Origin of the sequence: Pseudarthrobacter albicanus, assembly GCF_018224015.1 — a bacterium.
In the GTDB taxonomy this organism is placed as follows: domain Bacteria; phylum Actinomycetota; class Actinomycetes; order Actinomycetales; family Micrococcaceae; genus Arthrobacter; species Arthrobacter albicanus.
Genome location: NZ_JAGPOT010000006.1, coordinates 23,443 through 37,996, shown reverse-complemented (window position 1 = coordinate 37,996; position 14,554 = coordinate 23,443). Strand labels below are relative to the sequence as shown.

Here is a 14,554-nt window from a genome sequence, read left to right as displayed (position 1 = left end):
GGCATGGCTGCCCCGTCCGGGCCGGTCCCTCCTGTGGAATCTGAGCTTGCAACGACATTGGCCGACTGCACGCATGACCGCCAAAGCACAGCTTCCTGTCCACGGATACACCAGCACCGGGCTCTTCCACCGCTCCTCCCGCGCGGTCCACCTGCCGCCACGCCGATGCCCTCCCATGAGTTCTCCACAAAAGTTATTCACATCGTTATCCACATCCGCTGAGTTGTTGCTCACAGCTCACGCTGTCACCCAGCCACGGCTCCCCACAGTCCTCCCCAGCCTGGCAGACCGGTAGGATCCAGAATTTGCGGGCGCACGAATTGGGTCTTCCGTGGATCCCCTGCGTGATTCGGGGGAACGGCTGCCCGGGCAGAAAACCCCGAGATGTAGGCGAAAAATGCCGGGTGACAGAGGTCCGGAAGATACGACTACCGGGTTTGTCAAACCATCATCCCCCTCCCGGCCCAGCCAATGTTTCACGTGAAACGCAGAACGGCCCCGAAGGGGAAAGGTCTCCGTCCACATATCTGCCCCGTCGCATGCCGCGGCGGCGATCGCGGCGTGACGAATTAATCCACACGGTTATCCACAGGCAATCGGCGAGAATATTCGCCCCCGCAAGTACGCGGTCATGGCAGGGCACCCCATGGCCTGGGAAAGTTCCGCTTCGTCTGGGTGACGGCGATAGAGGGTGGCGCCGATACCCTCCCATCCAAACCGGATGGGAATCGGAGCCGCCATCCGGTGCGACGCCAGGAGCAAAACGTCCGACGGGTGTGGCCGGGCAAGGGTGATTCCCACCTGGCACCCTCAAAGTCGTCACGGGTCCTGAATGGTGACTCGCTGTCTGGATACGGAACAGCCGCCGAGATGCAGGAGCCGGCAATGTGGACCGGATTAAACAGGCCACGTCCCGTTCGTTGACTGCTGCTCCTGCCGGTCCCACCGCGTTGTGTCGTGGTCCTGAGAAGGAGTGGCGAAGCCGGTGCCCGGGGGAGTCGTAGCGTCACTCAACCACCGGGACTGCCAACGGCGCCGCACAGTTCACACAAAGGTACGTGCCCGCCGCCCCGATCCAGGCGGAGGCCCACGACGGTGATGGCCCCGCCCACCATGCCGCCGACGCCGACGTGTTCCAGGGACGACGCGATATAGGTGAGGGCCGCCAGTAGGCCCTCCATGTTCTGCCCCACCTGGGAAGGCGCACCCTGGCCAGGGACCATTGGGGTCCGGGCGCAGAGATACCGGTGCGGTGACGCTGGCCCTCGGTCGGCACAGGCTCAGCACTACGACGGGCAACAGGGAAGCACGGGGAGGGTCTTGCGCGGCGGCAGGTCGCCCTGCCGTCCGAGCCCCGGCGGACCGCCGCGGCTCGCATCGCCGGTGAAGTGCTGGCGGACGTTGTGCGCTGCCCACCGCGTGATTGTTAGCTGACGATGGCGGTTAATTCGCAGGATAAGTTGGCGGTTCGGGCTCCGGAAGGCGGAAGTCCTGTGTGGCGCCTAGCTGCATTCCGAGCACAGTGCGGACGGCGATCGCGCCGCCGTGGTGGTCCTCGAGGGGCTGCATGCCGATCTTTTCTGCCACCCGACGCGAAGAAGCGTTGTCCGGGTGGATGATTGCGATGAGCTGCTGTGCGTGCAGTTCATCCCGTGCAAAGTTCCTGCAGGCTGCAGCGGCTTCGGTGGCGTATCCGCGGCCCTGGAATTCGCCGCGGATGTGGTAGCCAACCTCCAGCTCGGAGCGGCCGTTGACTTCCTGCCAGGTAAGGCCGCAGTCACCCAGAAACTCGCCGTCGTGCGTCTCCACAATCCACAGCCCGTATCCGTGCTCGGAGTAGTTGGCTTCATTCCACGCTATCCACTGTGCAGCTTCGTCCCTGGACTTGGGAGCGGCGTAATAGGACATGACGCCCGGATCACCGAGTAGCGCGCTCATGTAGTCGAGGTCCGCTGAAGTCATCTGACGCAATCGGAGTCGAGCAGTCTCGTTGGGAAGCACCCACAAAGCTTACAGACAGCCGCACGTCACTGACCGTGAGATCTGGGGCGGTGGCGTTCAGTTTGCCGGGCGATCGTGAATCACTCGCGGCATGATTCGGGGATCGATGGGGCCGCGCAGCCGACCAGGGTCACTGTGTAGGCGATGGGCATTCACCAGGAGATCATTGACAAGTGAATGAGATTCTCGCCGATGACGAGCTGGCGCGGTGGATGTCTGACATCCGGTCGCAGTCAGCGGAAGCCCCGCCCCTGGACGTGAACCGGCTGCGCGCCGCACGCGTGCGGCCGAAAGGGCCAAGCTTGCCCGTGGTCCTGGACCTTTCGGTGCCCGCCGACAATCCGATTGGGATTCGTTTGTATCGGCCTGCCGGACAGCCGCTGCCGCTCATCGTCTACGTTCATGGCGGAGCTTTCATTTTCGGGGACCTCGATTCCCATGACCGGACGTGTCGCCGTTTGGCCGTGGAAGCCAACGCTGCGGTACTGGCGGTCCACTATCGACGTGCGCCGGAGAATCCGGCACCGGCGGCGATCGAAGACGTCGTCGCCGCACTGAAATGGGCTGTCAGGCCGGCGGCAATCCTTGGACCAATCGTTGGCTCTCCAGCCCTGGCTGGAGACAGCGCCGGCGGCCTGATCGCCCTCCTGGCGGCTCAGCAGCTGGTTGCGGCGGGTGTCGGCCTCAGTGCACTCCTACTGGTTTGTCCCAACGCCGATCTGACGCTGTCGCAGCCAAGCGTGCAGCAAAAAGGGTCGGGATGGGGCCTGGACGCAGAGGCCTTGGCGTGGTCGCTGCAGCAGTGGGTACCGGACCTCGACGCTGAAAGACTCGTGACATGGAGCCCACTGCACGCCATGTTCAGCGGACTGCCACCGACTGTAATAGCAACGGCGGAACACGACCCGCTTCGTGATGAGGGCGCGGCTCTGGCCCAAAAGCTGAATGCTGCAGGAACAGAGGTCCATCACATCCGTCATCCGGGACTCGTTCACGGATTCCTCAGTCTCGATACTGTGTCGCCAACGGCGTTGGAAGCCGGCAACAATCTCATGCGCAAATTTGGATCCGTCATTCGCGGGGAAGACGACTCGTTACTCGCATCGCCGCTCCCGTCACCTGCCCTCGTGGACGGACAAGACGCTCACCCATCCACAACGAAGCAATCAGAGCCTCCAACCCCGTGAACTACGCTGCGGACAGTAGCTGGAGGACGACTCCTGCCAGGCAGAAGGCAATGAGGGAGGTGGGGAGTGTCGGGGTAAGCATCACCAGTAGCAGCGTCGCCGCGACGAGTGCGGCGAGGGAGCTCATGAGAGGGTCTGCGTCGCGGCGAAGCGGCCGGACCATGAGTCCTGCCGATCCGAGAAGATTCCCTATCCCGTAGGCCGCGACCAGTGTTCCGGCGGCTGCGGCGCCGCCGAACGCAGGAGCTGTTGCAACGGCGTAGATCGGTAACGCGGCGACAGAGAATGCGACGGCCATGGTGAGCCCGAGTGTGCGGCGAAGCGGCCCATGTTCCCATATGAGGCTCAGCGTTCGACCGGGCGATGGCACGTCAACTGCCTTATCGGGTGGCTCTTGCCTGGGGAGTGCGAGGACGGCTCCCGCACCAACCACGGCGGCTCCGGCCAGAACGAGTGTCGCGGTGAGTTCGTCGGATGCTGCCGCGATCCATGCGACTGCTGCGGGGCCGAGGGTGCCGCTGAGCCCGTAGCTTGCGACGTCCCAGCTTTGTGCTCTCCGTTGGCGACCACTGCGCCCCCGTCTGCGCTACGAACCAATTTCGCGGCGAAGACGTAGCGCGCCAGCGCCCCGACCCGACGTTCCTTCCTGCGTGGAACGCCGAGGCCAGCGCTATGGGTTGAGCCCGAGCTCATCGACAATCCTGCCAACATGGGCACGCTGGTTCTCGGTCAATCCTTGGAGGGGAAGCGGCAGGCTCGATTTTGAAGCGAGTCCCAACTGTTCTGCTATTGCCGCAACGACCCGGATACTCCCGCCAAACTCGACAAACAACTGCCACAACGGTGCAAGCCGTTCGGACTCGGCCATCGCCTCGGAGACCCGTCCTTCCAGGGCGGCCCGGGTGATCCGCATCGCAAGGGCGGGTAAAGTGCCGCCGATGACTGAGTACCAGGCATCACATCCGGCGGCCAGTCCAGCGACGGCCCTGGCGTCACCGGAAACTCCGATGGTCACGTGCGCGGGGACAGCCGCCCGGATTTCCTGAACCCGCGCTTGTGCCTGTTCCGGATCGGCCGGTACGCCGGGAATCTTGATGGAAGCGATACCGGGCAGTTCCGCGATGCGTCCGTAGAGCTCGGTCGTGAAGGTGAAGTGGGTGGTGCCGGGGTTGTCGTAGACGATGACGGGCAGCGATGAGTTCACAGTGACGGTTCGGAAAAGTTCGAACACATCATCGTCAGTGAGGGGCTGATACGTCATCGGAGCGAGCAGAACACCCGAAGCTCCTGCCTGCTCTGCGTTCTCAGCGTTCGCGAGGACGTGGGAGGTCCGCAGCGCCCCGATGCCAATGAACACGGGTGTTTCGCCGGCGCGCCCGACTGCCAGGCGGGCGACGCGGCTTCGCTCCTCGCTGCCCAGGTAGGCGTAGGAGCCGGTGGATCCGAGCGCGGTAATGGAGTCAACCTTCGCCTCCGCGAGCCGTTCTATCAGGCGAACGAAAGCAGTCTCGTCAACCCCATCATTGGCCAGCGGGGTCAGGGGGAAAGCACTCAAACCGGTGAACATCGTTCTGACTCCTTTGTTTGAATCATGGTGGAAGCAAAGTGTGCGCACGTGCCATTGCCCGGGCAGGGGCAGGGGCAGGGTGGATGCAGAGAAGAATGTGGAGTTTGCCGCTGCAGCACATGCGGCGAAGCCCACTGAGCTGCGGGTGCAGCAGGACGTGGCCGGGATGGATGCCTGTCGGCTGCTGCGACCTTAGCGGATGAGGTCGAGATCCGCGTGGCTGCCGGTCTGCTCGGGGGACCGTGGGCGGCGTCGGCCACCGCATTGTGCGGCGGCGCCGGCGAGAACAACGAGCAGGATGCCGACAAGCTGGGTGGCCGAGGGTTGCTGGTGCAGCACGAGCAGTCCCAGGAGAACACCGAGGGCGGGTTCAAGGGCCATCAGGGTCCCGAACGCGGTCGGCGTCATCCTGCGCAAGGCGAGCATCTCGAACGCGAACGGCAGGACCGGCAGCAGGACGGCCAGCCCGGCCGCGGCGGCCAGGACCCCGAGCGTGAGGTGGCCGGCGGCCTGCGGTATGCCGATTATCGCTGCCGTAACGGCAGCGATTGGCACGGTGAGAGAGAGTGTTCCGATGCCGGTGAAGCGGTCGCCGATCCGTTGGGTGAGCATGACGTAGGCGGCCCACGCGACGGCCGCAAGCCCGGCGAACCCCACGCCGGCCGGATCGAACCCGCTCTGCCATGGCTGGGTGAGCAGAACGACCCCGAGCAGCGCCACGGCGGGACAGATGAGCGCCCGGGCACTGTGACTGCGCACGGCGGCAACGGTCAACGGGCCGAGGAACTCGATCGCGACGGCGGTCCCGAGAGGGATGTGCTCGATCGCAGCCAGGAACGCGACGGACATCAGACCGGTCGCGATGCCCAGAGCGAGCAGCGTCGGAACGTCCCGACGGCGGACAGCGCGCAGCGGGGGGCGGGCCAACGCCAAAAGGATGAGGGCCCCCAGGCTGAGCCTGAGCCATGCGGTTCCGGCCGGACCCACGGCCTCAATCAGATCCACCGACAAGGCGGAGCCCAGCTGAACCGACAGCATCGCCGCCACGGCCAGACCCCACGGCGGCACCGGGACTTTGTAGGAGGCGCGACTTGTCATGGCCGGTCCCCAGGGCAGTCACCGATCACAGCATCGAACGGGTGTAAAAACATCTCAGTCTCCTTCTTCGAACGTCGTTTCGGCGGCCATCAGACGGCGGACAACCCTGACATCGGGGCCGAGCCGGGCCAGGTGAGCGGACAGGTTCTCAGCGGCAGCGCTGAGTGCCTCGTCCGTCATAGGTTCGAGCGCGTCGAGGATGAACAACGCTGCGGTGGTGTCTTCGCGGAGTTGCGTGCGGCGTCCCTGGCGCCAGTTCCAGCGCCGGCAGGTCACGCCGGCATCGTCGCACCAGACCACCTCGCCAGGATCGGGGTGTTCGATCACGGCGGCGCCACCGGCGGCGGTGTCAAAGGGCTCCGTGCCGGTGGCGCGGACCAGTCGCGGCGCTCCGGCGTAGCTGGACAGGTCCTCTCCACCCAGCGGAACCTGGTGCAGCACCGAGATGGCGTTGTAGATGTCGGTGAGCCGGTTTACCCGGGGCAGGCTGGACGCCGTACGGCGCAGCAGCGCCTCCAGGCTGTTGCGTGAGCGCTGCGGTTTGGCTCCGAACGACGTGTAAGCCTCGCGCCACGCAGCCACGTGGGGCAGGTCCTCCACCGGCCGGCCGTTCAGTGCTTCGCGGGCTGAGGCCTCCGCCGCCTGCAGCAGCATGTCACTGGCATGATCGCTTGGGCCCGGGACGAGCCCGTCGACGGCCAGCAGGACTGCGCGGTAGTCGGGCCGCAGCGAGAAGACCTCTGCGTCTACCCGGCCGCCGTCGAGGAATTCCTGAAGCATACCCGGATCACGCATCGGTCACCGCCGGACGGTGTCCTGACCCGACGCCCGGCTCGAAGACCGCAAGGGAGAACCTTGCCGGTTCCGTGCCCGGATTGGCGTAAGAGTGTGCCACGTCGCCCGGGAAAGTGAGCGCGTCGCCGGCATCAAGGATGACAGATTGGTCCGCGACCACAACCGTGATCGTTCCCTGCTGGACCTGCAAGAGTTCCTTCGTGCCCGGCGAGTGGGCCTCGCTCACGTGATGGTCCCCAGGACCCAGGGTCCAGTCCCAGAGTTCAACCACATCCGGTGATTCCGTACCGGCCACCAGCACCCCGCGGCCACCGGACTCCCCGTTCCACAAGGCCGCACCCTCACCACGCCGGGTGACCTTCACCGGCTTGGGCTGAGGCGACTCGACCAATGCCGGCAGCCCGACGCCGAGCGCGTCGCTGATCCTTAACAGGGTCCCCACGCTCGGATTCGCAGCGCCCTGCTCGACGTTGACCACCATCCGTCGGCTCACCCCGGCAGCCTCCGACAGCTGATCAAGGGTCCATCCCCGTGACTGCCGCTCCTGCCGCACCCGCCCACCGATCGCCATCGCCAATATAGTTGTACTCTGATCCATAAGTGCATCATACTGCACTTGAAGTGCACTTTGAATTGCCGACTTCGCCCGCATGAAAGCAGAAGGCCCGAGTGTCTGAGAAGTACGGTGGTCGGCACCGGTCGCCAGATCGGCGGTGTTGGTTCATGAACGACCCTTGGCGACGTGCGTCGGAGCGCCGTCCTGCAGGTGCAGGCTCAGGTTACTCACCGCCGGCGGACACCGCACGGGGACCGCAGGTCATCGAGCAGCCGTTGCACTTGTTCCGGCCGCTCGATGTTGGCGAAGTGGCCGCAATGCGGCATCGTCACCATCTGGACGTGCGGGACCATCCCGGCCAACCGGACCAGGTCAGACGGAGGCGTGAACACATCGTGGTCCCCGCGGGTGGCCAGCACAGGGCAGCGGATACTACGCCACTGGCCAAAATCGTAGCGCGCCGCGGCCCGCGCAGCCGCGCAGAAGGAGGCCGGCCGGGCGTCATCGGCGAGCCCTCGGATGACGCCCGTGGAAATGGCTGCGGGATCTGCGAAGAACGGGGACATCAGTGTCCCCATCACAGGTGTGGCACCGATGGCACGGACCAGTGCCGGCCCCGCCGGACCGAGCGCCGCCATGGAGCGCATGGCCAGCAGCATGCCGGCAAACGCCGGGAACCCGGACAGTCCACGCAGTGGCCCCCGGGCCGCCTCGGCCACGCCGAAGGTGGTGGCCGAAATGGTGGCTACGCTGGCGGTCCGCTCCGGCCATGCCGCGGCAATGTGCAATGCCAGGAAGCCTCCCATGGAGTGGCCCACCAGGTTCCACCGCCGGTAGCCCAGCGCATCCAGTACCCCGGTGACAGCGCGTGCCATCGCCTCTATGCTGAAATGTTCCAGCCGGGCACCCTTCGTGGATTCGCCCCAGCCCGGCAGGTCAATCAGCACCCGGGCATGGGCCGGCGCCCCGGAAAGCAACGGCCGGAAGGTGGTCCAGGATCCCGCGGCACCGTGAAGGTAGACAACCGGCGTGCCCGACGCCGGACACCGGCCGCCGCTGCCCTGCTGCACACGCACCGTGCAGGGACCCAGCTCCGTGGGAACGATCTGCCGCCGCAGCGAGGCCGCTCCCGCGGGCGCGGCTTCCTGCTGAACACTCATGGTCACCTTCTGCTCTTGGTCTCTGAAACTGATTCGGAGCCGCAGGGGTACCGGACCGGACCCGTGGGCTCCAGTCCGGAACCCAGGACGGCCGGCGGACTTCCGGCCGCAGATCGACACCAACGTGCTCGGCCCGATAATTATCGTCCCGTACGGGGCTGCCCGTGTTGCGCCGCACCGCTCGGCATCAGCGCGATGGTCGCCGAACGCGCCCCGGCGACGGTCATTGCCTGGAAGGACACTCGCGGGGGAGCGCCAGAGCCGGGATCTGCGTAGGGCCTCCCGGCTTCCCGGCTCCCATGCTCACCAGGACGATGATTCTCGGAGCCTGCATCCCGGGGTGCAGGCGGTTTCACGTGAAACACGGCAGGGCGGGCACGCGCGTGCGATCCCGGAATCTTCACAACACCTGATTGTTCCGGTCAGTTGATCTGGCGTCCACGGGCCTGCTTCGCCAGTTCCAAAAGCATCACGGTGCCGAGCCGGCGCCCTACGCGCGGCCGGATTTCAGATCCATATGTCCCCGTCTTGCCCGAGCGACGTCGGCGGCACTCTCAGCTTGCCCTCGGGCAGTCAGTCCTGCCACGACGCCGTCGACGTCGGTGTCGGGTCGGTTCTGGCTCAGTTTGGTCTTCGCTTCTATCCTGGTGATGAGCAGTTCGATGCCGACGATGGCGCGTAACTGGCCGGCGATATAGTGCCCGGGGGCATCGTCCACGGTCCAGGGGTGATCTGATCCGGCTTCGTGGAGGTCGGTCAGCCGCCTGACATGGCTGCCGAGCCAGGCCGGGTCCTCGTGGATGACGAGCTTGCCGTAGACGTGGGCGGTGGAGTAGTTCCAGGTCGGGACGACGCGTCCGTGTTCAGCTTTCGCTGCGTACCAGGACGGAGAAATGTAGGCATCCGCACCCTGGATGATGACAAGCGATTCGCCGAGCGTGGGTTCAGACCACTGGGTGTTGTTGCGGGCAAGATGACCGTGCAGCGCGCCGTGCTCACCTGTCGAAGGTTCGTAGATGAAGGGCAGCAGGGTGGCGAGCAGGCCCCGCGGGGTCATAGTTACCAGATTGGCTGCGGCTGGCCGGGTGAGGAGGTCGTGGACTGCGCCGGGGCCGGCTGCGAAGTGCGCTGGGATGTACATGGGGCGTCCTTTGGTTGAAGGATTTTCGAGGACTGTAACCCGTCAGGGACTCGGGGTCGCGGGCAGCGGGACGCGCCGGACGCGGACCGCGATACCGGCGCAGAGGATGACGGCCAGGCCGCCGAGGATGGTGGTCCAGCTCAGGTTCTCGCCCAGCAGGAGTCCGGCCCAGCAGATGCTCAGCACGGGCTGGATGAGTTGAACCTGACTGACCTGGGCCATGGGGCCAATGGCGAGGCCACGGTACCAGGCGAAGAAGCCGAGGAACATGCTCACGACGCCAAGGTAGGCAAAAGCGGCCCACTGGACCGGCGTGCCCGACGGCGGCTGCTGGGTCATCGAGAGCGCTGTCAGGAACACCATGAGGGGAGATGCGAGGACGAGTGCCCAGGATACCGTCTGCCACGCGCCGAGTTCGCGTGCGAGCAGGCCACCTTCGGCGTATCCGATGGCCGCGGCCACGACAGCGCCGAGGAGCAGCAGGTCCGCCCAGTGCGGCTGTCCGAAGCCACCGGACTGCGCGAAGCCGAACACTATGGCCGCCATGGACCCCACGGCCGTGACCACCCAGAAGGCTGCCGGCGGACGCTCGCGCCCCCGGAGAACTGCTGCCGTTGCCGTCGCGGCCGGGAGCAGGGCGATGACGACGGCACCGTGACTGGCGGGAGACGTGGTGAGCGCGAACGAGGCGAGCAGCGGGAAGCCGACAACGATCCCGCCGGCGACCACCGCGAGCCGGACCCACTGCACACCGCGGGGAAGGCACTGCCGGGTCAGAGCGAGGGCGAAGGCGGCCAGAACCGCGGCTACGACCGCACGGGCTGACCCGATGAACAACGGGGCGAGTCCAGCAACAGCAACCCGGGTGAACGGAACGGTGAACGAGAAAGCCGCTATTCCAAGGAGGCCCCACCAGAGGCCGTGGGGCTGTCTTGGCGGTATCACTGGGCGAATAAGCGTAGTAGCGCTACTATTGTCTCTCATGAACAACGATAGCAGTTCCCGGATTGCGGCGCGACTAAGGGAATGGATCGCCGGGGCTTCGCCGGGATCCCGGCTGCCGTCCACACGGTCGCTCGTTGCCGAGTACCAGGCCAGCCCCGTGACGGTGCAGAAGGCCCTGCAGACCCTCACGGCGCAGGGGCTGATCGAGAGCCGGCCCGGCGTCGGGACCTTCGTGCGGTCCGTACGGACCGCCCGCCCGTCGGACTACGGCTGGCAGAGTGCGGCCCTGCGTTCACCTCAGAGTCCTCTTCCCAAAGCCTCCACCACGATGCGCAGCGCATCCAACGATGCCATTGCCTTCCACTCCGGCTACCCGGACCGGGAACTCCTGCCGGAGCGCCTGGTGCGCGCGGCACTGACCCGTGCGGCCCGGGGCGATGCGGCCCTGTCCCGTCCACCGGTAGCGGGGCTTCCCGAATTGCAGTCCTGGTTCGCGCACGAACTCGGCGCCTCGACCCCGGTTGGGATCACCCCGCCAACACCGAGCGATGTCATCGTGCTGCCGGGAAGCCAGAGCGGACTCAGCTCCATCTTCACGGCACTGGTCGGCCCCGGGCAGCCATTGCTCATGGAGTCGCCGACCTACTGGGGTGCCATCCTGGCTGCCGCGCAGGCCGGTGTCCACGTCGTCCCGGTGCCCAGCGGACCCGAGGGTCCCGACCCGGAGGAGCTGGCCCGGGCATTTGAGGAAACCGGCGCCCGCCTTTTCTATGCACAACCTAACTACGCGAACCCCACAGGTGCGCAATGGGCCCCCGGACGGGGCGAAAAGGTCCTGGGTATCGTGCGCGAGAAAGGCGCGTTCCTCGTTGAGGACGACTGGGCGCACGACTTCGGCATCACCACTGACCCCGTGCCCGTTGCCGCCCGGGACGACTCCGGCCATGTTATATACCTGCGATCTCTGACTAAGAGCGTCTCTCCAGCCATTCGCATCGCCGCCGTCATCGCCCGCGGCCCCGCACGTGAACGCATCCTCGCGGACCGGGGAGCCGAGTCGATGTATGTCAGCGGCCTCCTCCAGGCCGCAGCACTCGATGTCGTCACACAGCCTGCCTGGCAGACGCATCTGCGCAGCCTCCGCCACCAGCTCCACTCGCGCCGCGACCTGCTGGTCACCAGCATGCGCGAGCATGCCCCGCAGGCCCACATCGAGCGCGTTCCAAAGGGAGGGCTGAACCTCTGGGCGCGCCTGCCCGATGGGACCGACGTCGAACAGCTGAGCCGCGACTGCGAGGCCGCCGGGGTCTTCATCGCCGCCGGCAGTGAATGGTTCCCGGCCGAACCAGCGGGCCCGTTCATCCGGCTCAACTACGCGGGACCGAACCCCGGCGCGTTCCCGGAAGGCGCCCGCATCCTCGGCCAGGCAATCGAAAGCAAAAGGTCCTAGAAAGCAGACCGGGACGCGGAAGGGCCTTGTCCGGATTACGCGGCAGTGATCCGCTCTCGAGTGCAGCAGCCGGAGGAGAGGCCGCCGCAGCACAGCCGGACCCGTGCCGACAACGGGTTCCGGACGCGACCGATCCCAGCTACGCCGAAGGCCTGTTTCACGTGAAACGTAAAACAGGCCTTAGCAGGAACTCGGGTGCTAGTCCGACGGCCCAGGGGTCAGCACGTCCATGATCCGGTTGAGATCCTCGACACTGGCAAATTCAATGCTGACGCGGCCTTTTCTCGCACCCAGCGAGATCTTGACGTTGGTATCCAGCCGATCGGATAACGACGACGCCAGGTAATCAAGCCGCTCATGGCGCGCACCGGGACGCGGAATGTTGTTCTTGGTGGGGGAAGCCGGACTCTGATACAACGTCACGGCCTCTTCGGTGGCACGGACGGACATGCCCTCGGCAACAATTTTCTGCGCCAGGCGTTCCATGGCCGCCGCGTCGGGCAGGGCAAGGAGCGTCCGGGCGTGGCCGGCGGAAATGATGCCGGCGGCAACCCGGCGCTGGACCAGCGGCGGGAGTTTCAGCAGGCGGAGCGTGTTGGACACCTGGGGGCGCGAGCGGCCGATGCGGTCGGCCAGCTGCTCGTGGGTGGTTCCGAAGTCCTCCAGCAGCTGCTGGTAGGCGGCGGCCTCCTCGAGCGGATTCAGCTGGCTGCGGTGCAGGTTCTCCAGCAAGGCATCACGCAGGAGGTCATCATCGGTCGTGTCACGGATAATTGCCGGGATCGTTTCCAGCCCTGCCGCCTGTACAGCCCGCCAGCGGCGCTCACCCATGACGAGTTCATAAGGTTCGCCACCTGTTTCCGTTGAGGTACGGACGACAATTGGCTGGAGGACGCCGATTTCCCTGACCGAGTGGACCAGTTCCGCCATGTCGTCCTCATCGAAGACCGAACGCGGCTGTTTGCGGTTGGGGTGGATGTCCGTGACGGGAATTTCGGCGAAACGCACCCCGGGAACTTCGATCAGTTCCACGCCCCTGCCGTCGTCAGGCTCAGGGCCCGAATCCCGGACCGCCTGGCCGGCTGCCTGATCCACCGCCTGATCGCCGGCCTTCGAGGCCGCTGACTTGGAGGCGGCCGGCCTCCGGGCGGGGGCTTTCCTGGGTGCAGGAGTTCCAGCCGGAGCGGCATCCGGAGCGTCTCCCTCATCCGGAGTCTCAGCGGTGGCGGCCTTCAGGGAAAACAGCTGCGGCGCCGCTGAGTCCTGCTTCGTTCCGGCCGGGGCCGTGTGCCCGGGCACCGGAGCATTGTCGACGAGAGTCGTTTTCCGGGACTCGGGAAAGAAGAGATCCACCGGTCGGGAAGGGGCAGCACCGTTTCCGGAGGCGTTAGCCGCGGCGGAACTTGGAATGAGTGCGCCAAGTCCGCGGCCGAGGCCGCGTCGCTTATCGCTCATGGATAAATCCCTCCAGTGGAAGAGCCGGGCATGACCTTGGCTCTGGCTAGTGCAGTTTTTGAAAAGATTCTAACGTTCAGCGATTTCCGCTGCGGCTTCCAGATAGGACAGGGCGCCGCTGGACGAGGGGTCATAGGTCATGACGGTCTGCTGGTAGCTGGGAGCTTCGGAAATACGCACGGAGCGGGGAACCACAGCGCCGAGGACTTGTTTCGGGAAATGTTCGCGGACCTCTGCTGCCACCTGGGCGGCAAGGTTGGTGCGGCCGTCGTACATTGTCAGCAGGATGGTGGAAACAACCAGATCAGCATTCAGATGCTTCTGGATCATTTCGATGTTCTTCAGCAGCTGGCTCAGCCCCTCCAGCGCGTAGTACTCGCACTGAATCGGGATGAGCACCTCGTTGGCGGCACAGAAGGCGTTGACCGTCAGCAGTCCCAGGCTGGGAGGGCAATCGATGAAGATGTAGTCCAGCCGCTCTTCACCGTTCGCGGCGCGTTCCTTGGAGTAGACCTCGATCGCCCGCCGCAGCCGCTGTTCGCGGGCCACGAGGCTGACGAGCTCGATCTCTGCGCCGGCCAGGTGAATGGTCGCCGGTGCACAGATCAGCTTGCCGATGTCCGGGCACGGAGCCACGACGTCCTTCAGCGGCATGTCGTTGATCAGGACATCGTAGATGCTGTCGACGTCGGCGTGGTGTTCGATCCCCAGCGCCGTCGAGGCGTTCCCCTGCGGGTCAATATCAATCACGAGGACATTGAGGCCTGCGGCGGCAAGGGCGGCGGCGATGTTGACCGTCGTGGTGGTCTTGCCTACACCGCCCTTCTGGTTGGAGACGGTGAAGATCCGGGTCTTCTCCGGCTTGGGCAGATTCCGGCCCAGCAATCGTTCCCGGCGCTTGTTCTCGTGCGCGAGTTCCCGGGCAATGGGACTGGAATCGTCGATCGAGTCCAGGACGTTGCGGCTTGCGACAACCGATGTTTCACGTGAAACAATCGCCATGCCGGCACCTCTGGCAACCGAAGCCGTGTGATTTCCGGAGTAATCATGAGCGACTGCGGGCGCGGCGAACGCCCTTGCTGACCCCAGGGACACAAACGGGGGGATCCGCTGTGTGGAGGCTTCGCTACTGGTCACTGTGACACACTCACTCTCGTCCGGCTGTTTCTGCCGGTTACTAGCCTAACCTCTACCCCTTG

General features: G+C 65.5%; 13 protein-coding genes and 1 pseudogene. 2 read left to right on the top strand and 12 right to left on the bottom strand.

From position 1 onward, the window contains the following. Positions 1 to 1,010 precede the first annotated feature (1,010 nt). A complete protein-coding gene (locus J9611_RS01940) occupies positions 1,011 to 1,181 on the bottom strand; it encodes a hypothetical protein (RefSeq protein ID WP_211877233.1) in 171 nt (56 codons plus the stop codon). 262 nt (positions 1,182 to 1,443) lie between these two features. Continuing rightward, entirely contained in the window at positions 1,444 to 2,001 is a 558-nt protein-coding gene (locus J9611_RS01935; RefSeq protein WP_211877232.1) for a GNAT family N-acetyltransferase, read from the bottom strand. Between the two features lie 173 nt (positions 2,002 to 2,174). Between J9611_RS01935 and J9611_RS01930 the strand changes: the two genes are divergently transcribed. Continuing rightward, the gene (locus J9611_RS01930; protein ID WP_211877231.1) at positions 2,175 to 3,188 is read left to right on the top strand and encodes an alpha/beta hydrolase; all 1,014 of its coding nucleotides are present in this window, start codon (positions 2,175 to 2,177) and stop codon (positions 3,186 to 3,188) included. 1 nt (position 3,189) lies between these two features. On the opposite strand, the pseudogene J9611_RS22670 reads toward J9611_RS01930, so the two are convergent. The 8 genes and pseudogenes from J9611_RS22670 to J9611_RS01890 all read right to left on the bottom strand — a co-directional run. Continuing rightward, a pseudogene (locus tag J9611_RS22670) lies at positions 3,190 to 3,693 on the bottom strand (MFS transporter); the annotation flags it as partial. A gap of 165 nt (positions 3,694 to 3,858) precedes the next feature. Then, positions 3,859 to 4,755: a dihydrodipicolinate synthase family protein gene (locus J9611_RS01920; protein WP_211877424.1), complete on the bottom strand. Its 897-nt coding sequence runs from the start codon at positions 4,753 to 4,755 to the stop codon at positions 3,859 to 3,861. Positions 4,756 to 4,947: 192 nt separating this feature from the next. Further along, a complete protein-coding gene (locus J9611_RS01915; RefSeq protein WP_246527247.1) occupies positions 4,948 to 5,853 on the bottom strand; it encodes an EamA family transporter in 906 nt (301 codons plus the stop codon). A gap of 54 nt (positions 5,854 to 5,907) precedes the next feature. Then, entirely contained in the window at positions 5,908 to 6,633 is a 726-nt protein-coding gene (locus J9611_RS01910; RefSeq protein WP_246527246.1) for a B3/B4 domain-containing protein, read from the bottom strand. Positions 6,634 to 6,640: 7 nt separating this feature from the next. Next, on the bottom strand, positions 6,641 to 7,246 hold the full coding sequence (locus J9611_RS01905; RefSeq protein ID WP_211877220.1) for a helix-turn-helix domain-containing protein: 606 nt from the start codon (positions 7,244 to 7,246) through the stop codon (positions 6,641 to 6,643). A 185-nt stretch (positions 7,247 to 7,431) separates the two neighbouring features. Then, the gene (locus J9611_RS01900; protein WP_211877219.1) at positions 7,432 to 8,364 is read right to left on the bottom strand and encodes an alpha/beta fold hydrolase; all 933 of its coding nucleotides are present in this window, start codon (positions 8,362 to 8,364) and stop codon (positions 7,432 to 7,434) included. Positions 8,365 to 8,854: 490 nt separating this feature from the next. Next, a complete protein-coding gene (locus tag J9611_RS01895; RefSeq protein ID WP_211877217.1) occupies positions 8,855 to 9,505 on the bottom strand; it encodes an FMN-binding negative transcriptional regulator in 651 nt (216 codons plus the stop codon). Between the two features lie 42 nt (positions 9,506 to 9,547). Further along, entirely contained in the window at positions 9,548 to 10,489 is a 942-nt protein-coding gene (locus J9611_RS01890) for a DMT family transporter (RefSeq protein ID WP_211877216.1), read from the bottom strand. Here J9611_RS01890 and J9611_RS01885 point away from each other — a divergent pair. After that, on the top strand, positions 10,488 to 11,900 hold the full coding sequence (locus J9611_RS01885; RefSeq protein WP_211877215.1) for an aminotransferase-like domain-containing protein: 1,413 nt from the start codon (positions 10,488 to 10,490) through the stop codon (positions 11,898 to 11,900). The genes J9611_RS01890 and J9611_RS01885 overlap by 2 nt on opposite strands. Positions 11,901 to 12,098: 198 nt before the next feature. Here J9611_RS01885 and J9611_RS01880 read toward each other — a convergent pair whose 3' ends face one another. Next, positions 12,099 to 13,355, bottom strand: a complete 1,257-nt coding sequence (locus tag J9611_RS01880; protein ID WP_211877213.1) for a ParB/RepB/Spo0J family partition protein — start codon at positions 13,353 to 13,355, stop codon at positions 12,099 to 12,101. 69 nt (positions 13,356 to 13,424) lie between these two features. Beyond that, on the bottom strand, positions 13,425 to 14,492 hold the full coding sequence (locus tag J9611_RS01875) for a ParA family protein (RefSeq protein WP_307856997.1): 1,068 nt from the start codon (positions 14,490 to 14,492) through the stop codon (positions 13,425 to 13,427). Positions 14,493 to 14,554 lie beyond the last annotated feature (62 nt).

What these genes read in the sequence shown, in the direction of transcription:
- J9611_RS01895 (WP_211877217.1), bottom strand. Translation starts at nt 9,505, where the DNA reads ATGTACATCCCAGCGCACTTCGCAGCCGGCCCCGGCGCAGTCCACGAC.
- J9611_RS01890 (WP_211877216.1), bottom strand. Translation starts at nt 10,489, where the DNA reads ATGAGAGACAATAGTAGCGCTACTACGCTTATTCGCCCAGTGATACCG.
- J9611_RS01915 (WP_246527247.1), bottom strand. Translation starts at nt 5,853, where the DNA reads ATGACAAGTCGCGCCTCCTACAAAGTCCCGGTGCCGCCGTGGGGTCTG.
- J9611_RS01920 (WP_211877424.1), bottom strand. Translation starts at nt 4,755, where the DNA reads ATGTTCACCGGTTTGAGTGCTTTCCCCCTGACCCCGCTGGCCAATGAT.
- J9611_RS01885 (WP_211877215.1), top strand. Translation starts at nt 10,488, where the DNA reads ATGAACAACGATAGCAGTTCCCGGATTGCGGCGCGACTAAGGGAATGG.
- J9611_RS01910 (WP_246527246.1), bottom strand. Translation starts at nt 6,633, where the DNA reads ATGCTTCAGGAATTCCTCGACGGCGGCCGGGTAGACGCAGAGGTCTTC.
- J9611_RS01905 (WP_211877220.1), bottom strand. Translation starts at nt 7,246, where the DNA reads ATGGATCAGAGTACAACTATATTGGCGATGGCGATCGGTGGGCGGGTG.
- J9611_RS01940 (WP_211877233.1), bottom strand. Translation starts at nt 1,181, where the DNA reads ATGGAGGGCCTACTGGCGGCCCTCACCTATATCGCGTCGTCCCTGGAA.
- J9611_RS01900 (WP_211877219.1), bottom strand. Translation starts at nt 8,364, where the DNA reads ATGAGTGTTCAGCAGGAAGCCGCGCCCGCGGGAGCGGCCTCGCTGCGG.
- J9611_RS01880 (WP_211877213.1), bottom strand. Translation starts at nt 13,355, where the DNA reads ATGAGCGATAAGCGACGCGGCCTCGGCCGCGGACTTGGCGCACTCATT.